Below are 20,630 nucleotides of genomic sequence, written 5' to 3' on the forward strand. Positions count from 1 at the left end.
TTAATGATTACCGCTCAGCAAGAAATGCATATAGGGAACGGTATTAACGATCGGATGATTAAAACTATGGAAATATTTCCCGTCTTCGCCATAGCAGGTACCGTGATCGGAACAGACAATAACGAACGTTTCGCCGCCGGTTTGGCGGAAAATGTTCAGTAATCCGTCGATGCGGGCGTCGATATAGCGTAGCGCGGCGGCATGGGTCTCAACGGTATCGCCAGGGGCCGCGCCCTCAACGTAAAAATGGTTAGGGTAATGAATCGTGTCGATATTGATATACATCATGACCGGTTGGTTGCCAGCACGCTCGGCCATGATTTTCTGGATATAATGGATTTGGTTATCCATACTTTCTTTAACCGTACAGGCAAAGCGTGGATGCCAGTAACTCTCTTTAAACATCGACGGGAACACTTTTCCCATGCCGGAGCGGTTATTAAAGAAAGAGACGCCGCCAATACAGATGGTCTGGTAGCCTTTATTTTCCAGACTTTTTATCCATGTTGCGTCATCAAAGGCAAATGCATTTTTCGGCCCTTTACGACCAAGTCCGATATCTTTTGGGAAAAACAGCATGGTCTGATTAACGGTATCATCAATAGGTTTTGGCATAAAACCTGAAAACATGGCGTGATGCGAAGGCCAGGTAAAATTACCGGCCGCTTCGCATTTCGTCCATTGTCCATAATGATTAAGGTTGGGCGTATTTCCGGCGGTTTGTTCCTGAAGCGCAATGTCGTAGCGTAACGAGTCCAGCACAATAAAAAGAATATGAGCGTTATTACTAATTAGCGCATTCATATCGAATTCGCCATCGCCTGTGTCAATCGACGCGTGCAGCGAGACGGGGACTTCATCCATTGAATTATACATTTTGCTTCCTCATGGCCCGGATTTGCGCCTGATAAATTAGATTATTCTGCTGCGCATCCTGATAAATCAAATCACCCTGGCCATTAATTTCAATAATATACGGCGTCAGGCTGGTGGTAAGTAAAACATCAATACCCGCTAAGCGAATGCCAGGGAAAAGTCGCATGGCATTTTGACAGAGCGTATCGATCTCAGTCACTTTTGCGGCAGATAACTCCAGACTTTCGAAGCAGTAAGCCTGGTTTTGCAGATGTAAGTTAGTAATGGGCTGCGAGGAGGTTCTGACCACTCGCCAGATAATTTCGCCATCCAGGCAGACGATGCGTAAATCATAGGTTTTATGCTTTACGCTGGCTTTGGGCAGCCACTGTTCGACGAGGTTTTCCTGCTGAAGAACGCCATCAATAATGAGCTGGATATCTTCTTTCTGACGATACTGTTGGATTTTTTTGCTGTTAAATAGCTGTTGTCCTGATATGGCAATCGCGCTGTAAAGCACCTGCTTTATGCCATCAGGGTGGCGGCGCAAAGCGATAACGCCCGCCGCGCCAGAACCCAGCGAGGGCTTAATGAACACGCTGGCGACCCTTTTTTCCTCCATGATGGCGGTGAGCTGTGCAAAACTTTTTACGTCTTCCGCTACCAACGGCGGCGTGGGGATGCCGTGTTCCAGTAAGCGCCGCTTGCAGCGTTTTTTATCCAACAGGTGAATGAGGCCCGCCGGATGGTTAAGCCAGGTGACGCCAGGACGCGCCGCCATGTTCTGCAAAAAATGGATATAGTCCAGACCGATCGCGTTTATTTTGCGGATGTCTGTTTCACTGTGTACTGGCGGGTCGATTTTAACGATGCCAGAGGTCAGCGAAGCGTCCAGCGCTTGCGGATGAGTCAGCGCCGTGACGGATTCCCCAAGTACGGCGGCAGCCTGCATAAAATAATGCGTGCGCTTGCTCTGATGGGGGCCAATGAGCGTAATCACAATAAATCCCTTTATCGTTGAGTAGGGGAATGTGCACATTCCCCTACACAATCACTCGGTGTACATCGCATTCATATAAATATCGCCATCGTAATCATCAGGCTCCAGAGCTTCTGAAAGATTCAGGTTTATCGGCAGTGTGGCTTTTAGCTTTTCCTGCATCTCCGGCGTCAAATAGTGGTGGTGGAGATCGAGTGTTTCCAGATGCGCAATTCGGTCTTTATGCTCCAGCAGCGCCTCTGCGCCGTTGTCCGTTAAGGTACCGCATGAGAGTTCCAGCACGTTAAGCTGCGGCAGGATATTACTTTCCAGCACCCGGCGGGCGATATCATCCTGCTCTTCGCTATTCATCAACCCCAGATGGGTGAGCTGAGGGAAAAGATCTTTCGATGCCAGCGCCATCACGTCATCCAGCGAACCGTCAAAACCGTATCCCTCTACGCCCAGGAAGAGCTTCAGCGTTTTTAATGCAGGGAGCTGCGCATTTTGTAGTTCGGCAACTACGTTAGAAGGGATGCCGCCGGAAATGATTTCCAGGTGCTCCAGTTTCTCATGATGTATAGCGCCCAGTCGCAGATCCGACGCGCCTTTAATGATCAGTTCCTTCAGATTGGGTAACGCCGCATAGAGCCTGGAATAGTCACCTTGTTTAATCCAGGAGATCTCGCAGTCTTCGCTCTCCATATCACCGATAAACAGTGATTCCAGGTGAGAAAAGCGGGGGGCGTTCTCCACAATCATATCAATAATAGGCTGGCAGGTTTCGTCTTCCCAACAATCACCCCAGTTACCAATGGTCAGTGAGCGAAGCTTTGGCAGATCTTCATCGGTTAAAATCAAATTAATGAGCTGTTCCTGGGTTAATTCATTGTCCCAATCAATATTAAATCGCTTATTCATTTGTTTCCCTTCTCTATAAGCATGAATATGGTAAAACGCTTTGCGAATATTATCATGGCGCTTAGAGACGGGATATCGGGAGTCTGATTCAGGATGAATGAGCGGGCAGAACAACTACCCGCTGTGATGCAGATTCGGAAAATAGAGGCGATAATATCAGAAGAAATACTTCGCCCCGATACGAATCTGGTTTTGCTCTCTATGGTAGGGGCCCACGTTACGATCTAACCAGCGTAATTCAAAATAGGGCAACCAGTGTTCATTGATACGATAACGGAAGGTATTGGTGATTTCCCAATGATGCTTCGTACCATTACTACTATTAAAATCATTAACGTTATAAAAATAGTGTGGTTCAAAGGTATAAGAAAATTTATCGGTAATGATAAAATTCCAATAGTTACCGATTTCATAGCTGTCATTATTATCCAGTTCGCCATTCAAATCGGTTGAACTATAATTATTGTGATTATATCGGTTACGTACCGTAAGATTAAACCACGGGGTAAATTTATAGTTAACATCCAGATAGACGGCGCCGCCGGAACCAATGCTTTTGTCGTTTATTAACCCGCCAGGCTGGATGGTTAATTTATCTGTAGGTTTAAATAACGGATACCAGCCCTCAATCTCATTATAACCGTGCTTTAATTCATCATCACGCTGTAGCGTATAGGTATTGGTCAACATAATTCCGGCCCCCATATCGGAGTTATAGCCGACGCGCAGCATAAACTCCATTTGGTCAGACGCCAGGTTATAGGCCTCACGGTTTTCTACATAAGCGCCAGCAAAAACAGAGGTGGATATTACTGAAGTTAATATCACTAGAGTATTCAGAGATTTCATAATAAATCCATTTTTCAAATATAGGGAAGCCGCCATCCATCGGGATGGATAAAGCGGCAAGCGTCGTTTAATTATTTACAGTAGAAATACTTTGTTTATTATTAGTCGCGACAATTTGATTACCTGTTTTCTTTCGTTGGGCAATTTCCTCGATAATAAAAGCGAAACGTTGTTCATTGAGCTTATAAAAAAAGCCCATCGTTAGTGCTGCGATAATGGCAAGACCGCAAGGCCATAAAAAAATGAGCTGACGCAAACCAAGCAACGTGGTGTCACTTTGAGCTATGTTGGGGATATAACCGATTTGCGTCAGCATAATACCTGGCAAAAAGCCAGCAAGCGCAGCGGAAATTTTGCGGGAAAAGGTGTAACCCGTATACACCGAGCCTTCAGCGCGAATACCCGTTTTCCATTCACCGTAGTCAACCGTATCCGGAACCAGCGCCCAGTTCAGGCTGTTGACGAAAGCGGTACCGAAGAAGGCGATACAAGAGAAAATGACAAAATAAAAGGAGTTATAACCCCAAAAATAATTTAAAACATCGCCCGCGGCCCATAAAAGCATACCTGCTAAATACACGCGTTTCTTGCCAAAGCATTTTACGGTCCAGGGAACTAACAAAACACCAATAATTACACAGCCCATACTAAAAAAACCCATCCAGGATAATAGGTTAATGTCATTTAGTACATATTGGGTATAATAAACCTGAATAGCGAGCTTGATATTAAATGCTGCTAGTGTACACAAATTTGCAATGCATAGAACTAATAGTGGTGGGTTGTGAAAAATTGCACAAAATGATTTGATGATGCTTGCCTTATGTCCCGGCGATGGGGGCTCAATGTAATGTTCTTTGGTTCCTTTATAACATAACATAATAAAAATGAAACCAAAGATAGAGAAAGTTAAGGCTGCATAACCATAACCAATGGTAGTTGTAGAGAATAAAGATTGAAGTGGAATAAAAGCAACCGTACAGATTAATAATCCTATTGTTGCCCCTCCCTGCCGAAAAGCTGCCAGTTGTGCGCGTTCATTTGGATTTTTTGTTATTGCTGGGATCATAGCGCCATATGAACAGTTCATTAGACTGTAAAACAGTCCGAATAACATAAATAGACCGGTAGCAATAGCGGTCTTTATCGGCAGACTAAATGTTGTAGCAATAAACTGAACTGTCGCAATAATTGCTGATGGTACTGCTGCATACAGAATGAAAGGTCTAAATTTCCCTCTGATTCCAATGTTTTTTTGAGAATCGAGAAGAAATCCGGTTAGCATATCTGTAAATGCAGTAAAGAATTTTGCTATGAGGAAAATAACCCCGCCATAATATGCAGGCATTCCTAGCTCATCTGTGTAAAACTTGAGCAAATATAATGTGCCAATGCTTAGCATTAGATTAGAGCCAATATCACCCGCACCGTAAGCGAGTTTTTCTTTCAAGCTTAGTTTTAGCGTTAGCGGATCATGGTCAGGCATAACCACTCCTTACAACGCCCCGAAGGGCATCAGTCATTATTATTGTTAAGCAGTACGTTTACGTGCTTCTATTTCCTCAACGATACGTATGTACATTTTCTCGTTGAGGTTGTAAAAACAACCCATTGTAATCATGGCCAACACTGCGAGGGCACAAGGATATATGAAGATCAACTGACGTAATCCTTCAACAGTGCTGGTTGATTGCACCACGTTGGGTATGTAGCCAATTTGAGTAAGCATCCATCCGGGAAAAAATCCAGCCAACGCTTGGGACATTTTGCGAAAGAAGGTGAGCCCGGTATAAACCGTCCCTTCGGAACGAACACCTGTACGCCATTCACCATATTCCACTGTGTCCGAGACTAGCGCCCAGTTCAGGCTGTTGACGAATGCTGAACCAAAGAATGCCAGACAGGAGAAGGCCACGAAGCTCACCGAACTGTCGCCGAAGCTGTAGTTAAGCAAATCACCCACGGCCCAAATTAGCAGTCCGCCGATATAGACTTTTTTCTTACCAAAACGGCGTACAGCGGTAGGCATTAAAAATACGCCGATGAAGATACAACCCATACTGAAGAATCCCATATAGGACAACAGAATCGGATCGTTCAGCACGTACTGGGTGTAGTAGACCTGAATCGCCAGTTTGACATTAAATGCCGCAAGGGTGCAAAGGTTGGCGACGCACAGAATAAACAACGGGCGGTTACCGGCGATGGCGCGAAAGGATTGCAAAATTCCTGCTTTTTGTGCGGAATCAGCCTGTTTGACCTCGACATAACGCTCTTTGACACCCGCATAGCAAAGCCACATAAATAGCAGCCCGCATAACGAGAAAAGAGCAGCGGTTACGCCATATTGCAATTGTTGATTGCCTTCAATCAAATTCATTACTGGTACAAAAGCAACGGTGCCAATGAGAAGGCCTAAGGTGGATCCGCCCTGGCGCCAGGCTGCCAGCGAGGCACGTTCATTTGGATTTTTGGTTATAGCTGGCACCATCGCGCCATAAGAGCAGTTCATTAGGCTGTAGCATAATCCATACAGCATAAACAGCAGCGTTGCGACGACCGTTTTGCCCGTAATTTCTAACGGTGTTCCTATAAAGTTGGCTGTAGCCAACAGTGCTACTGGGAATGAGCCATACAGAACGAACGGGCGAAATTTACCTTTCGGTCCTATTTTTCGCCGCGAGTCGAGCACAATACCAGTGCCCATATCGGCAAATGCGGTAAAGAATTTAGCGATTAAGAAAATAATCCCACCATAGGTTCCCGGAAGACCGAGGACATCTGTGTAGAATTTCAACAAATAGAGTGTGCCAATATCCAGCAGAATATTGGAACCCAGATCGCCTATGCCATAAGCTATTTTTTCTTTAAGCGGCAGGCGTAGCGTTGCCGGATCAGCAGAGGTCTGACTCATTATTTTTCTCCATCTGCCCGCAGGTTTCCCTGCGGGCGAGCCGTATTAGATATTCCGTAAAGAAGCAAAAAGTGAAGCCCACTCGCTCTTTGCGCGATAGAAGACCGGCGGCTTGCCAATGGGCGCATACACGGTAATTTCACCGCCGTGGTGAACTTCGCCGGTCCAGATATTCACCCAGTGATCTTCCGGCAGGTACAGCGTCCAGTCGCAACGCCCCTGCTCGTGAACCGGCGCGACCAGCAGATCCTGACCGAGCAGATATTGATATTTCAGGGTGTAGGTTGCGGCATCGTTCTCGTAGTGCAGGAATAGCGGACGCATGACCGGCAGACCGGTAGCTGCGTTTTGCGCCACCGCCTGCTTGAGATACGGTTTCAGCGTGGTAAAGACGGTGGTCATGCGGGCAAAGTGGGCAATAGTTTCCGCGTCGCCGTCGAACTGCCAGTTATCGCCGGGGCGGTTGCCTTCATGGGTGCGCATCATCGGCGTAAAGGCGCTGAAATCGCACCAGCGCAGCAGCAACTCTTTGCTGCGTTTCATGTCAAACAGGGTGGTGTAGCCGCCGATATCGCTGTGATGCAGACCATGGCCGGTCATCGCCAGCGACAATGCCGCAGGTACTACAGAGGCCAGACCATCATCAAGGCTCCAGTCAACGTTCTGGTCGCCTGCCCACATCATGGTGGAATATTTCTGACTGCCGGTATAACCCGCACGCATAAAGAACAGGATCTCGCCGAGCTTGCCGGTCTCCTGTAGCGCTTCGTAGTTACATTTCGCCCACAGCGCAGGCCAGGCGTTATGCATGATCTCGGCGCTGACGCCGTTGTGCAGATACGTGTCGGTCGGCAGATATTCGCCGAAATCCGCCATCCAGCCGCTGCAGCCGAGCGCGATCATGTTCTTTTTGATGACGTCTTTGAACCAGTCGTAAGCTTCCGGATTGGTCAGATCGACCACGCCGCCATAGAATTCGCCAAACTCGACCAGATAGTCGCCGCCCGTGGCGTCTTTCGCCAGATAGCCGTGTTTCGCCGCCTCAGCGCAGAGGTCTTTATCACTGGCGACGTATGGGTTGATATAAGAGAGGAACTGTACGCCTTCTTCTTTCCACTGTTTGATCCGGCTATCCAGCTGTGGATAGTTGTCGCTATTCCACTTCCAGTTCCACATCACGCGCTTGCCAAAGGAGGTCATGCGGATACCGGACCAGTCCTGCGCCCAAATACCGTTCACTTTTACGCTTGCGTTGCGCATGGTATCCAGTTTTTGCTGGCAAACTTCCGTACCGCCCTGAATGCCTAGCGTGACGCCGTTGTAAACCCAGTCCGGCAGCTCCGGCTGGCGGCCTAACAGCGCAGTCAGTTTTTCCAGCAGGGCGATGTAGGTGGCGGCACACTCAAAACGCAGCGTAGTTTTATCTTCCCACAGCGCCAGTTCGTGATACTCCGGCGCGCTGAAGTCGAAATTCATATAGCAGCTATTATCGACGTGGCAGTAATACTTCTGCGTGCTGACAAAGGTCGGTTGCGGGAAGAAGGTCCAGTAATAGTCGCCGCCGGCATTCTCTTTACAGTCTGCCTGCCAGGTGACATAGCTGGTTTTATTACGGCCAACGCCCTGTTCGCTGGTCCACAGCGGGAACGGCTTGCCGCGCAAATCGAAATAAGAGAACTGTTCGCCGCAGCCGTAGATATGGTCGTCTGGATTAGCCGCGAGGCGTAACCAGATACGGTTATGGTGTAGGTCGTCGTTTTGCAGATCCAGCTTCAGGCGTCCCGCCTCATCGGCGGAGATGCGAAGGGTGGCGCTAATTGTTGCGCCACGGCTGAATTGTACCAGCCAGCCGTCGGGTAGCTCGCTGACCGTGGCCTCTGTTAATGCAATCTTCTCGTTAAGTTTGTCTTTGATGCTGAAGTTGCCGCGGAACATATCAATGTCGGCAACGCCCGCGCCAATCCACAGACAGGGGTTTTCGGCGCTGTGGCGTAAAATCAGGCGCTGGTGGTACGTCAGCGTAAAGCCCTCAATGTTCTTTTCTATCAGGACAGAGGATAAATGCTTACTTTGCGTGCTCATAAAATATTCTCCATGAAATTGAGGAACGCGAGCATACTGATTGTTTATGATTCGTTATTATTCATTAGCCTTAAATAGTTATGCGCTACTCTTGAAGTAGCGCCTGAACAAAGCAAGCACTTATTATTTGCTGGCATCCACTTTACGAATCTCAGCAATTTTTTTGCCTAAAAGTATTTGTAATATTGCCAACAGTACAAATGGTGGTAGAAGCGCAGTAGCCGCTGAAACACCTAATGCACCTTTTATTAACATTGCACCCGAAGCAATTAATAATAAAAATACTAAAACGCGGAATACTTTTACCGAAATACGCTTATGAACATATTGCCCGACTAAGGAACCGAGTATCATGGTAGGGATACAGAAAATAACCAGTTTAAATGTTGAAATTGTTAATATTCCACTGGTTGCCAGGCCGCCGACAACTGCAATGTTGTTTGCCGTAAAGAATGCATTCAGCGTACCGCGAAAAGCGGCTGGGCCAAGGTTACGTAGCATTCCATACATCACAACTGGCGGTCCATTTGTGGAAAAGGCCGCTCCTAGCGCCCCAGCTATCGCCCCTAACGGTGCAGCAATCCAACGTCTGTCATAGATGGGTAGACGGGGAATAAACATACTGTAGAATGAGTAGAGAATAAGAAAACCACCCAATCCTATTTTCATTATGTGATCAGGTAGATAGGAAAGTGCATATAAACCTACCGGAATGCCAAGAAAAGAGAAGCCGATAAGAACGGCAGCCGATCGCCAGTCCGTTTCTTTACGAGATAACCATGTGGCATAAATGGCGGTCGCTGTTCCGACAATAACAGAAAGTGGTGTTGCCATTTTTACAGGTAGCATTAGGGTTATGAGCGGCATGGTAGTCAATCCACCACCAAAGCCAGCACATATTCCTACGAATGTATAAAGAAACATTAAGGCGATAACGGTGTATATAACACCAGGTTCCAACATCACGCCATCAGGTGTAAATAAATTAAAGAAATCCATTATAATTCCTTCATTATCAAATTCTAAAATATTACTTTGACTGTTTTAAGTCAGGGTAATAGGTATCCTGCACAAATAAATACATGAACTATATGCATTCACCACAAATATTAAAAAACAATATATGCTGTTGTTTTGGTTTAAGTAATAGTAAGTCGATCCCAGAATTAAAGGCATTCGGCGGACAACTCATCGGTTCGATAGCTAATCCCCGGCGATTCAACTTTTCGCCACTATAGACCTGAAGCCACGGTTGATCGGAACATAAACTAACAGCCAGTTCCTGTTGATGGTTAATAATTTTCGCCTCCCATCGCTCGCTGTAAGTTTTGAAAGTATGATCAATCCGTTTATCACCAATTTTTTGTTGGATGGAATAGTCCAGATTCAGCTCATCGACGCGTAGTAACGTTGATGAGTTAGACTGTGTATCGAAAGCAAAAACCTCTTTTGCAGGAAGTTGCAGCGTATAATCATCAACAGGTGCTAAGTCACAGGTTAAATAGGGGTGAACACCGACGCCATAAGGTGCTGGTTTATCGCCGATATTTTGGCTAATTATTTCAACGGACAGCCCTGTTGTTGCGTCCAGTGAGTAAATAACCTGCGAAATCAATGCGAATGGGTAGCCATAGCTTGGCGGTAAAAATATGGAGAACGAGGCTTTTGTGGCTGTTAATTCATCAACTTGCCAGTCTCTCCATGCAAGCAAGCCGTGAATAGCGGCGTTAGAGCCATGTTCATTAATCGGCAACTGATACTCATGCCCATCATGCTGATAGATACCATTGGCAATACGATTTGGCCAAGGGATTAATACCTTACCAAGATGAGCAAGAGGCATCTCTTCTGGTTTATGAGGTATAACCAGATGCTTGCCCTGCCAGGTTAATTCGGCAAGACCGGCACCCACTGAAACTATTTGCGCCCGGTAATCACCTGCAGCGAGTAATATCGTATTCCCACCACTATGCATACATATCACCTTAATATTAGATACCCTTACTAAACAACGGCATATGCAATGTTTATTTGCTGATATGCCGTCGTTACCAGGCTTATTTATTTCGCATTGATATCTAACAAACCTGCTGCTACGGCTGGTGCCAGCCCTGGAGCGAGCGGGATGCGTGGAATTACCAGACAGTGCAGAAGATGGTATATATCCTGCTTACCGTCCCAGACTTTAGTGGTCACCTTGTTGTCAGCATCCAATTCTTGCCACCAGGAACCATTTTCATAGTCCATCAGGTATTTAATGCAGTAATCCCACCATGTTTGATACCAGGTTTCGTATTGACGATCCCCTGTTACGGTATAGAGGGCATAGGCTGTCCCCATCGCTTCTACAATTGGCCAGCGTACACGTTCACGTACAACGGGTTTCCCTTCCCAATCAACGGTATACACAATGCCGTCTGCTCCATCCGGAGCCCAGGCATCACGTACCGTAGCGTGGAACAAACCTTTCGCGTCTTCCAGCAGCCATGCAGGGGGTTGTTCGCATCTGGCTTCCAGTGCTGCGTGGATATGCAGCATTAAACGACCCCATTCGATCCAATGACCTGGAGTACCGCCAAATGCACGGAAACGGTGTGCTGGATTTTCTTTGTTATAGTCGCGGATAGGATTCCACTGTGAATCGAAATGTTCATTAACACGGTAATGATTATTTCTGGCTACATCATGAATAATGACTGATGCGATTCTGATAGCGCGATCCAGCCATTTTTTGTCATGGGTAACGTCATAAACAATCAGGAACGCTTCGACGGCGTGCATATTGGCGTTACCGCCACGGTAATCTTCGGTTTTGCTAAAGGCTTCGTCCCAGGACTCCAGGCACATCTGCTCTTCTTCACTCCAGAAGTATTTCTCAATCACTTCTATGGTGTAATCCAGCAATTTCCTGGCTTCAGGATGCCCGGTCGTGACGGCGCTGGCCGCGCCCAGCAAGGCGAAGAAGTGTTGATAACCCTGTTTAGAGGCATCTACCACGCCCTGATCATTAACGCAGGCATACCAGCCGCCGTATTTTTTGTCGCGCAGTGCGCCGTTCATGGCTTTGATGCCATGATCGACCAGATCATAAGCGCCCGGTCGGCCCATCGACGCCGCCACGGAATAAACGTGCAGCATACGCGCCGTGATCCAAAGATGGGTGCCCATCTCTTCTTTGATTTGCCCTTTATTTCCCAGCCAGCCGAAGCCTGTCGGCACCACGGCGTTTTTACCGAAATTAAAGATGCGGTCGGTTTCCTGCTCCAGCCAGCGGTTGTGGCTCAATGTGTTAAACCATTTCATTCTTTCATCCTCGTATTAGCGGCGACAAGCCATCATTTCATCGACAATGTCACCTAAACGTTGCAATTTAGGCGCGGAAACATCACGTAGCATCAGCTCGGTATCCGGTAGACCAATTACTGATGACCAGACCGCGCGTCCCGCCAGGAACCCGGATGCGCCAGCTTCCATGGCGACCCTGACCGCGCGAGGGAACAGTTTTTCGTCCACACCGGAAGAGAGGATGACCCACGGCATATTGATATGCCCATTCAGGCGTTGTGAGGCGGTAAGAAGATCGGAACGCGCGCCTTTGCCGTAGAGCGGCATTTCAACTTTGTAAAGATCGGCGCCGCTGTCGCCCAGCTCTTTGGCCGCATCGATAATCGCCTGCTCGCGATCGAACTTGTCGCCGCAGCGCGGCGGACGTACAACCGGTTCGATAATGCTCAGCAAACCATTGGAGTGACATAATTCATTGAATTCTTTGACCATATCCAGACGCTGCTGCGCGTCTTCGTCGCTGCGCCACAGTACCAACAGTTTTAAGGCTTTCGCGCCATCCCGTTTTACCGCCTGCGCATTAATTTTTTTATCAATGATCACGTTATCAACGGGAATACCGTTGCCCGGGATGAAATCATCCGCCGCGACGATCATGGCGCAGCTTTTAGCGACCGCGTTTTGTTCTACGGCCTGGCGATAACAGAACTGCTGATCCAGCAGAACGGCAGAGGCATACGGGGAAAGAATTTTCGCCGCATTCACTTTGAAATCCGTCAGCACGCTATCGGCAACGGGTGTTTTCGCACCAGCAGCAGCAAACATTAAACGCATCGCCTCGCGCTGATCGACAGCCAGCATGGCAAACCCGCCGGACGCTCGCGTAATGTCTTTGATGGTGTAGTTGTTCATTCAATTTTCCTTTATACAGTCGTTACTTTTTTACGTTGGCGGTCAGCCCGGCGCTGATGCGCACCTGTTCCAGGATGGCGCTCCAGTCTTCCCGACCGCGGCCTGCGGCCCGCGCCAGGTTATAAACTTCACGGGAGGCGGCGCCGAGCGGCATCGGTACGTGCAGTTGATTGGCGACATCCAACGCGATGCCAAGATCTTTGTGCGCCAGATCGATCATGAAGGCGGGAGACAGATCCCCTTTCATCACTTTATTCGGCCAGGTGGTGGTGAAATGCCCTTTGCCTGCGGCAGTGCCGCTCATCACTTTTAAAGCCACGTCGAAGGAAAGCCCCAGCGCTTCACACAGCACGGCGGCTTCGGCGGAGAGCGCATTTAGCGCAATACTCATGTAGTTGTTGATCAGTTTTACGCGAATACCCATTCCCGGGCCGCCGGTGTTGACCAGCTCATTACCCATCGCCATCAGAACAGGGGTAGCACGCTCTACTTGCTCCGCCGTACCGCCTGCCAGCAGCAACAATGTGCCGGTAATCGCGTTGTCGGATGTCCGGCCTACCGGCACATCCATCATGCTGAACCCTTTGCTCTGCATGTCGGCAATCAGCTTATCGGTTTGCAACGGATGAATAGTGGACATATCAATGACCAGCGCTTCACGGGAAAGAGTTTCACAAACGCCTTGCTCGCCAAACAAAACGGAACGAACCAGATCGCCGTTCGGGAGCATGGTGATAACAAATTCAGCGCCGATGGTTGCCTGAGCCGGGCTGCTTGCAGGTTGCGCGCCTTTGTCTACCAGACGCTGTACGGCGTCGGGATTAACATCGAAGACGCTGAGTTGATGGCCCTGCTTTAGCAGATTGCTCGCCATAGGGGAGCCCATCTGTCCCAACCCGATAAATGCTATAACTGCCATATCGTTCTCCTGAACACGGTGGTGTCATTTTTTGTCATTAATGAGCCTTTTTCTGTCTGTTTGTGATCGTATTTGTAATTTATAGTCAAAAAATTGACAGCCGTCACTTTTTAAACATTTCGTGAAATTAAAATGAGCACATCGAAAATGCTTGAGGAATGACCATGGTTCGTATTGCTTGTGTAGGTATTACCGTGATGGATCGCATCTATTACGTGGAAGGATTACCGACAGAAGGGGGTAAATATGTGGCGAAGCGCTATACGGAAGTGGGCGGCGGGCCTGCGGCGACCGCTGCCGTGGCTGCGGCGAAATTGGGCGCGCAGGTGGACTTTATTGGCCGTGTGGGCGATGACGACACCGGAAACAGCCTGCTGGCGGAACTGGAATCCCTGGGGGTAAATACCCGCTATACCCGCCGCTACACGCAGGCCATGTCGTCGCAGTCAGCGATTATGGTGGATGCCAAAGGAGAGCGGATTATCGTTAATTATCCCAGCCCGGATTTACTACCTGACGCCGACTGGCTTAACGACATCGATTTTTCGCAGTGGGATGTGGTGTTGGCGGATGTGCGCTGGCATGACGGCGCAAAACAGGCGTTTACGCTGGCGCGTCAGGCTGGCGTCATGACTGTTCTTGATGGCGATATTACGCCACAGGATATTAGCGAGCTGGTGGCGTTAAGCGACCACGCCGCCTTCTCCGAGCCAGGGCTGGCACGCCTGACGGGGATGAGCGAAGCCATTGATGCGCTAAAAAAAGCACAAATGCTCACAAATGGACATGTCTATGTCACGCGAGGCAGTGAAGGCTGCAACTGGTTGGAAAAAGCAGCGGTACGCCACCAACCGGGTTTTACCGTGGAGGTGGTGGATACTACCGGCGCGGGCGATGTTTTTCATGGCGCACTGGCATTTGGCCTGGCAAGCGGATACGCCATCGAAGAGGCTGTCAGATTCGCCAGCGGCGTTGCCGCGCTGAAGTGTACGCGCCCGGGTGGCCGGGCGGGTATCCCTGATTGTGAGCAAACCCGATCTTTCTTGTCACTTTTTGTATAATATGAGCAGTAGGAAGCTTTTAGAGGAATGCTCATGAGTCTTACCGAACTGACCGGTAATCCGCGACACGATCGGCTGTTAATGCTAATTGATGAGCGCGGCTATATGAATATCGATGAGTTAGCCAGTTTGTTGGAGGTCTCTACCCAGACGGTTCGCCGCGATATTCGTAAATTAAGCGAGCAGGGGCTGATTACGCGTCATCACGGCGGCGCTGGCAGAGCGTCCAGTGTGGTCAATACCGCCTTTGAGCAGCGAGAGGTCTCCTGGACGCAAGAGAAAAAAGCCATTGCGGAAGCCGTGGCTGACTATATTCCGGATGGCTCCACGATATTTATCACGATTGGAACGACGGTTGAGCAGGTGGCGCGCGCGCTGCTCAACCATAATCATCTGCGCATTATCACCAATAGCCTGCGCGTCGCGCACATTCTTTATAATAACCCTCGCTTTGAAGTGATGGTGCCTGGCGGCACGCTGCGCCCGCATAATAGCGGCATTATCGGGCCATCCGCGGCGGCGTTTGTGGCGGGGTTCCGGGCGGACTATCTCGTCACCAGCGTAGGCGCGATAGAGAGCGATGGCGCGTTACTGGAGTTTGATGTCAACGAAGCCAGCGTAGTGAAAACCATGATGGCCCACTCGCGACATATTTTGCTGGCCGCCGATCATACGAAATACCATGCTTCTGCGGCGGTTGAGATCGGCAATGTGTCACAGATTACCGCTCTGTTTACGGACGAGTATCCCGGTCCGGCATTACAGAATTTACTTCAATCCCAGCAAATCGAAGTGGTTCAGGTGAGTCCTTCGCTGGACGACGCCGTTTCAGCGTGACAAGCGCCCTTGCGCCGGATGGTCGCGTCAGCGCTTTATCCGGCCAATAAAACGGCGCTGTGATGCAGGCGATATTGAACATCGTCTGCGTTTCTATTGTCTTTTTGTTAATTGATTTATAAAGGGATACATAGTCAAACTTCTCCTTTCCCGCTACAGTTATTCATCCCCGGTTAGCAAGGAGAATGACATGCTCTACATCTTTGATTTAGGTAATGTGATTGTCGACATCGACTTTAACCGCGTATTAGGTGTGTGGAGCGATCTGAGTCGAGTACCGCTGGCTTCGCTGAAGCAAAAATTTACGATGGGCGAGACTTTTCACCAACATGAACGCGGTGAGATAACGGACGAAGCGTTTGCTGAAGCTTTCTGTCATGAAATGGCGTTATCGCTCAGTTATGAACAATTTGCGCACGGCTGGCAGGCGGTATTTGTCGGATTACGGCCCGAAGTGATTGCTATCATGCATAAACTGCGCGAGCAGGGGCATCGCGTGGTGGTGCTATCCAATACTAACCGACTGCATACCCACTTCTGGCCGGAGGAATACCCGGAGGTGCGCGCTGCCGCCGACCATATCTATTTATCGCAGGATTTGGGAATGCGTAAGCCGGAAGCGCGTATTTATCAGCACGTCCTGCAGAAAGAAGGTTTTTCCGCTGCCGATGCGGTCTTTTTCGACGACAATGCCGATAATATAGAAGGGGCCAACCAGTTGGGGATCACCAGTATTCTGGTGAAGGATAAAGCCACCATCCCTGACTATTTCGCGAAGCTGTTATGCTAAAAACCGTTCACCAAAAAGCTGGACGCCATACGCGCCCTGTTCGGGCCTGGCTCAAGCTATTATGGCAGCGTATTGATGAGGATAATATGACGACTCTGGCGGGAAATCTCGCCTATGTCTCATTACTCTCCTTAGTACCGCTTATTGCCGTCGTTTTTGCCCTTTTCGCTGCTTTTCCGATGTTTTCTGATGTCAGCATTCAGTTACGCCATTTTATTTTTGCTAACTTTATGCCAGCCACCGGAGACGTGATTCAGCGCTATATTGAGCAGTTTGTCGCTAATTCCAACAAAATGACGGCGGTGGGCGCCTGTGGACTGATTGTGACGGCATTGCTGTTGATGTACGCCATTGATAGCGCCTTAAACACAATCTGGCGCAGCAAACGCACACGGCCAAAAGTGTACTCTTTTGCGGTGTACTGGATGATCCTCACGCTCGGCCCGCTTCTCGCTGGCGCCAGCCTGGCGATCAGCTCCTACCTGCTTTCTTTACGCTGGGCCAGCGATCTGAATACGGTCATCGACAATGTATTGCGCATCCTTCCGCTGCTGCTTTCGTGGATCTCATTCTGGTTACTTTACAGTATTGTCCCAACAACTCGTGTACCGAACCGTGACGCCCTTGTCGGCGCGTTTGTCGCAGCGTTGCTGTTCGAGGCCGGAAAGAAAGGTTTCGCGCTTTATATCACCATGTTCCCGTCATATCAGCTCATTTATGGCGTACTGGCAGTGATCCCTATCCTGTTTGTCTGGGTATACTGGACCTGGTGTATAGTCTTGCTTGGCGCAGAAATAACTGTCACTCTCGGGGAATACCGAAAACTCAAACAAGCCGCAGAACAAGAAGAAGCTGACCAACCATGATTGCATTAATTCAACGCGTAACCCGTGCCAGCGTCACCGTGGAGGACGAGGTGACGGGTGAAATCGGCCCAGGACTTTTGGTGTTATTGGGTGTCCAAAAAGAAGATGACGAACAAAAAGCGAATCGTCTGTGCGAGCGCGTGCTGGGATACCGTATCTTCAGCGATGCTGACGGCAAGATGAATCTGAATGTACAACAGGCTGGCGGCAGCGTGCTGGTGGTGTCGCAGTTTACGCTGGCGGCAGATACCGAGCGCGGTATGCGACCAAGCTTTTCCGGCGGGGCTGCGCCGGATCGCGCGCAGGCGCTTTATGAATATTTTGTCGAACGCTGCCGCCAGCAGGCGATAAACACGCAAACCGGACGCTTCGCTGCCGATATGCAGGTTGAGCTGGTTAATGACGGTCCCGTGACATTCTGGCTCCAGGTATGAGTCAGCTTCCGGCGTGGCCGCGGATAACAAGAGAGAGTACGGCTATGTATCACCTTCGAGTTCCGCAAACAGAAGAAGAATTAGAACGTTACTACCAGTTTCGCTGGGAGATGCTGCGTAAACCGCTGCACCAGCCGAAAGGGTCGGAACGGGATGGCTGGGATGCGTTGGCGCACCATCAAATGGTGGTGGACGAAGAAGGAAATTTAGTCGCAGTGGGCCGCCTGTATATCAATGCAGATAACGAGGCGTCTATCCGTTTTATGGCTGTACATCCCTCGGTACAGGATAAAGGGCTGGGGACATTAATGGCGATGACCCTGGAGTCTGTCGCCCGCCAGGAAGGCGTTAAGCGCGTCACCTGCAGCGCGCGCGAAGATGCGGTTGAGTTCTTTGCCAAACTCGGGTTTGTCAATCAGGGGGAGATTACTACGCCCACAACCACGCCAATCCGCCATTTTCTGATGATTAAACCGGTAGCATCGCTGGATGATATCCTGCATCGCGGCGACTGGTGCGGGCAGCTTCAGCAGGCCTGGTATGAGCACATTCCATTGAGTGAAAAGATGGGGGTGCGCATTCAGCAGTACACCGGGCAAAAATTTATCACCACGATGCCGGAAACCGGTAATCAAAATCCGCATCACACGGTGTTTGCCGGCAGCCTGTTCTCCCTGGCGACGCTGACCGGATGGGGACTTATCTGGCTGATGCTCCGTGAACGCCATCTTGGCGGGACGATTATTCTTGCTGACGCCCATATTCGCTACAGTAAACCCATTAGCGGAAAGCCAAACGCCGTGGCTGATTTGGGGTCGCTAAGCGGTGATTTGGACAGGCTGGCGCGGGGTAAAAAAGCGCGTGTCCAGTTGCAGGTTGAACTGTTGGGCGGCGAGACCGCCGGGGCAATTTTCGAAGGCATTTATATCGTACTACCTGCGAAACCGTTCGGCCCGTATGAAGAGGGCGGGAATGAGGAGGAGTAGCTGGACATCTCCAACTACTCGATGAAGGCATCTGCTGGTAGTTTGAAGCGTTGTGTAAGCGCTTTAATATGATTAACCGTTAGTGCTCTGCGGCCATTTAAGATGTTGCTGACGTTCGATTTAGAGCCAAGTTCGTTGGCAAGATCTGCTGCTTTGAGACCGTATTGATCCATGAGCGTTCGCAATACTGAAACGCCAGGGGGCGTTTTCTCCAGGTGTTGGTTGAGTGCTTTGAATTCCGGCGCATGTTTTTCGTATTCACTGATTCGGGCACAGAGCAATTCAAATAGTGGGTTTTCAAGATCGTCGTGGTCGACCAGAAACTCCACTAGCGCTAGTGCCCTGCGATACTCATTGTCATTTCGGTCTTCCCCCATCAGTGGGACGGTTTTTACCGCATCGCTGAAGGTATCAACGATCTTTTTTGCGCTGGTTGCATCCATCTGACGATGAGTTCTCATTCTTTATTACCCCGATAATATGCAGTTAGTTTGTCATATTCGGCATGGGAAACGATATGTTTCACAAATATCTTATGTAACCTGAAATCTATGTAGGAAATGAGTCTCAGGCTGTTACCAGAAACATCAATCACCCACCATTTATCTCTGTACTTAAAATTATCCAGTGAAGGAATATACCGCTTCATCTCTTCAGGCTGAGTGAATGTTTTTTTCTCCAGAACATTCAGCAACTCAGTGAGAGCAAGCTCATGGTTTGGATACATGAGCATCGCTTCATTGAACGGTTTTCGGCTGATAACATGCACAATGTAGTTCCATTACAAAGTTTTCAACCTGAAAACAATTTAGCGCAACGTTATCCAGTTTTCAAGTTGAAAACAAAATTGAATTTTAGGTCATTTTGCCTGTTGATGGACTTACAACACGCCAGGCCACATCTCGCATGGCGCTTCGTGCCGCCTGGCTCACGCCTCCGAGCTGGAAAAAGCCATGAATGACACCGAGATAGCGCTGGCAAGTACACGCCACGCCCTGGTCGTTCAGACGGTGATATAGCGCTTCGCCTTCATCACGCAGTGGGTCGAACTCTGCGGTGAGGATATGCACCGGCGGTAAACCGGCAAAATCTTCACGCCATATCGGACTGGCTTCCGGGTGGCGGAGGTCGGTATCCTGGAGATACATTTCGAAACCCGATAACAGCGTATCGCGGGTGATGATGTAGTCTTGCCCGTTGCTGGCATAGCTGGGGAAACTGGCAGTAGCGTCAAGCATCGGGTAGATCAACAGCAGCTTCGCCGGAGACCAGTGGGCGGTGGATTTCAGGCGTAGCGCGCTGACCAATGCCAGGTGCCCGCCTGCGCTGTCGCCAGCAAGCGTGATATGTTCACGATCGATGCCTAACTGCTCCGCGTATTGATGGACGATATTGGCCCCGCGTTCAGCGTCGTCATGAGCCGCAGGGAAGGTGTGTTCTGGCGCAAGGCGATACTGAATGGCAATCACCTTACAGCCGCTTTTCCAGGCTAGTTGCCGTAGCTGGGGGTCATGAGTCAGAAAGCCGCCGCTAACAAAACAGCCGCCGTGATAGTAGAGGATACAGGGTAGAGAACCGGATGCGTTTGGCGGCGAAACGACGCGAAATGTCATCCCTTCCAGCACGATATCTTCCGAACTCACCCGAATTTCTTTCTCACCCGCCAGCGTCGTGCTGGCAATATAGCCCGCTCTCCGGTCATCAATATTCTGCTCTCGTGAAGAGGGACGGCCCGCGGCGATAAACCCAGCGACCAGTTCGGCAATTCCTTTTTCCAGTGGCATATAACGCTCCTTTGACTGTATGTATATACAGTTTATAACCTGGTTCGTTGGGGATGGAAAGTGGTGAAACGAGGGGATGATGATTCTGGATAGAGGTTCGCAAAAAATGGAATGCGGTTGGCGCTGGGTTTTTAATTTTTGTACTGTGAAATGATG

At 49.3% G+C, this 20,630-nt stretch carries 21 protein-coding genes; 6 read left to right on the forward strand and 15 right to left on the reverse strand.

Going from position 1 to position 20,630, the window contains the following annotated elements:
- The 12 genes from ACH0WD_RS19600 to yihU all read right to left on the reverse strand — a co-directional run bounded on the left by ACH0WD_RS19600 (window position 1) and on the right by yihU (window position 13,716).
- Complete coding sequence (locus ACH0WD_RS19600; protein ID WP_000282791.1) at window positions 1-876, reverse strand: STM4013/SEN3800 family hydrolase; 876 nt, start codon at window positions 874-876, stop codon at window positions 1-3.
- Window positions 869-1,894 carry an STM4014 family protein gene (locus tag ACH0WD_RS19605; protein ID WP_023785427.1) on the reverse strand — a complete coding sequence of 342 codons (1,026 nt, stop codon included), beginning with the start codon at window positions 1,892-1,894 and terminating at the stop codon, window positions 869-871. The genes ACH0WD_RS19600 and ACH0WD_RS19605 overlap by 8 nt, the downstream gene beginning before the upstream one ends.
- 12 nt (window positions 1,895-1,906) lie before the next feature.
- The gene (locus ACH0WD_RS19610) at window positions 1,907-2,755 is read right to left on the reverse strand and encodes an STM4015 family protein (protein WP_001042082.1); all 849 of its coding nucleotides are present in this window, start codon (window positions 2,753-2,755) and stop codon (window positions 1,907-1,909) included.
- Window positions 2,756-2,911: 156 nt separating this feature from the next.
- On the reverse strand, window positions 2,912-3,604 hold the full coding sequence (gene ompL / locus ACH0WD_RS19615; RefSeq protein WP_000838828.1) for a porin OmpL: 693 nt from the start codon (window positions 3,602-3,604) through the stop codon (window positions 2,912-2,914).
- A 67-nt stretch (window positions 3,605-3,671) separates the two neighbouring features.
- Window positions 3,672-5,090: an MFS transporter gene (locus ACH0WD_RS19620; RefSeq protein WP_001112778.1), complete on the reverse strand. Its 1,419-nt coding sequence runs from the start codon at window positions 5,088-5,090 to the stop codon at window positions 3,672-3,674.
- 45 nt (window positions 5,091-5,135) lie between these two features.
- Complete coding sequence (locus tag ACH0WD_RS19625) at window positions 5,136-6,518, reverse strand: MFS transporter (RefSeq protein ID WP_000084233.1); 1,383 nt, start codon at window positions 6,516-6,518, stop codon at window positions 5,136-5,138.
- Window positions 6,519-6,563: 45 nt separating this feature from the next.
- Window positions 6,564-8,600 (reverse strand): alpha-glucosidase, encoded by a 2,037-nt coding sequence (locus tag ACH0WD_RS19630; RefSeq protein WP_000107277.1) that lies wholly within the window; start codon window positions 8,598-8,600, stop codon window positions 6,564-6,566.
- A 123-nt stretch (window positions 8,601-8,723) separates the two neighbouring features.
- Window positions 8,724-9,599 (reverse strand): sulfite exporter TauE/SafE family protein, encoded by an 876-nt coding sequence (locus ACH0WD_RS19635; RefSeq protein ID WP_000345334.1) that lies wholly within the window; start codon window positions 9,597-9,599, stop codon window positions 8,724-8,726.
- An 88-nt stretch (window positions 9,600-9,687) separates the two neighbouring features.
- Window positions 9,688-10,590: an aldose-1-epimerase gene (locus ACH0WD_RS19640; protein ID WP_024131638.1), complete on the reverse strand. Its 903-nt coding sequence runs from the start codon at window positions 10,588-10,590 to the stop codon at window positions 9,688-9,690.
- Between the two features lie 71 nt (window positions 10,591-10,661).
- On the reverse strand, window positions 10,662-11,903 hold the full coding sequence (gene yihS / locus ACH0WD_RS19645; RefSeq protein ID WP_000870940.1) for a sulfoquinovose isomerase: 1,242 nt from the start codon (window positions 11,901-11,903) through the stop codon (window positions 10,662-10,664).
- Window positions 11,904-11,918: 15 nt separating this feature from the next.
- Window positions 11,919-12,797: a sulfofructosephosphate aldolase gene (gene yihT, locus ACH0WD_RS19650; protein WP_001067409.1), complete on the reverse strand. Its 879-nt coding sequence runs from the start codon at window positions 12,795-12,797 to the stop codon at window positions 11,919-11,921.
- A 22-nt stretch (window positions 12,798-12,819) separates the two neighbouring features.
- The gene (yihU, locus tag ACH0WD_RS19655; protein ID WP_000268248.1) at window positions 12,820-13,716 is read right to left on the reverse strand and encodes a sulfolactaldehyde 3-reductase; all 897 of its coding nucleotides are present in this window, start codon (window positions 13,714-13,716) and stop codon (window positions 12,820-12,822) included.
- 164 nt (window positions 13,717-13,880) lie between these two features.
- On the opposite strand from yihU, the gene ACH0WD_RS19660 reads away from it, so the two are divergent.
- The 6 genes from ACH0WD_RS19660 to fabY all read left to right on the forward strand — a co-directional run bounded on the left by ACH0WD_RS19660 (window position 13,881) and on the right by fabY (window position 18,690).
- On the forward strand, window positions 13,881-14,777 hold the full coding sequence (locus ACH0WD_RS19660) for a sugar kinase (protein WP_001520529.1): 897 nt from the start codon (window positions 13,881-13,883) through the stop codon (window positions 14,775-14,777).
- A 33-nt stretch (window positions 14,778-14,810) separates the two neighbouring features.
- Window positions 14,811-15,614 carry a DeoR/GlpR family DNA-binding transcription regulator gene (locus ACH0WD_RS19665; protein WP_000059693.1) on the forward strand — a complete coding sequence of 268 codons (804 nt, stop codon included), beginning with the start codon at window positions 14,811-14,813 and terminating at the stop codon, window positions 15,612-15,614.
- Window positions 15,615-15,804: 190 nt separating this feature from the next.
- Window positions 15,805-16,404: a glucose-1-phosphatase gene (gene yihX, locus ACH0WD_RS19670; RefSeq protein WP_000965695.1), complete on the forward strand. Its 600-nt coding sequence runs from the start codon at window positions 15,805-15,807 to the stop codon at window positions 16,402-16,404.
- Window positions 16,398-17,270 (forward strand): virulence factor BrkB family protein, encoded by an 873-nt coding sequence (locus ACH0WD_RS19675; protein ID WP_000921423.1) that lies wholly within the window; start codon window positions 16,398-16,400, stop codon window positions 17,268-17,270. Before yihX ends, ACH0WD_RS19675 begins: the two co-directional genes overlap by 7 nt.
- Window positions 17,267-17,704, forward strand: a complete 438-nt coding sequence (gene dtd, locus ACH0WD_RS19680) for a D-aminoacyl-tRNA deacylase (RefSeq protein WP_000560973.1) — start codon at window positions 17,267-17,269, stop codon at window positions 17,702-17,704. The genes ACH0WD_RS19675 and dtd overlap by 4 nt, the downstream gene beginning before the upstream one ends.
- 44 nt (window positions 17,705-17,748) lie before the next feature.
- Window positions 17,749-18,690: a fatty acid biosynthesis protein FabY gene (fabY, locus tag ACH0WD_RS19685; RefSeq protein WP_001518251.1), complete on the forward strand. Its 942-nt coding sequence runs from the start codon at window positions 17,749-17,751 to the stop codon at window positions 18,688-18,690.
- A 14-nt stretch (window positions 18,691-18,704) separates the two neighbouring features.
- Here fabY and ACH0WD_RS19690 read toward each other — a convergent pair whose 3' ends face one another.
- The 3 genes from ACH0WD_RS19690 to ACH0WD_RS19700 all read right to left on the reverse strand — a co-directional run bounded on the left by ACH0WD_RS19690 (window position 18,705) and on the right by ACH0WD_RS19700 (window position 20,474).
- On the reverse strand, window positions 18,705-19,151 hold the full coding sequence (locus ACH0WD_RS19690) for a type II toxin-antitoxin system HigA family antitoxin (RefSeq protein ID WP_001259011.1): 447 nt from the start codon (window positions 19,149-19,151) through the stop codon (window positions 18,705-18,707).
- Window positions 19,148-19,459 carry a type II toxin-antitoxin system HigB family toxin gene (locus ACH0WD_RS19695; RefSeq protein WP_000558166.1) on the reverse strand — a complete coding sequence of 104 codons (312 nt, stop codon included), beginning with the start codon at window positions 19,457-19,459 and terminating at the stop codon, window positions 19,148-19,150. The genes ACH0WD_RS19690 and ACH0WD_RS19695 overlap by 4 nt, the downstream gene beginning before the upstream one ends.
- A gap of 85 nt (window positions 19,460-19,544) precedes the next feature.
- Window positions 19,545-20,474, reverse strand: coding sequence for an alpha/beta hydrolase (locus tag ACH0WD_RS19700; protein WP_001127697.1), 930 nt, complete (start codon window positions 20,472-20,474; stop codon window positions 19,545-19,547).
- Between the last annotated feature and the right edge of the window lie 156 nt (window positions 20,475-20,630).

Source organism: Salmonella sp. 2020_1395 (genome assembly GCF_043848115.1).
Lineage (GTDB): Bacteria > Pseudomonadota > Gammaproteobacteria > Enterobacterales > Enterobacteriaceae > Salmonella > Salmonella enterica.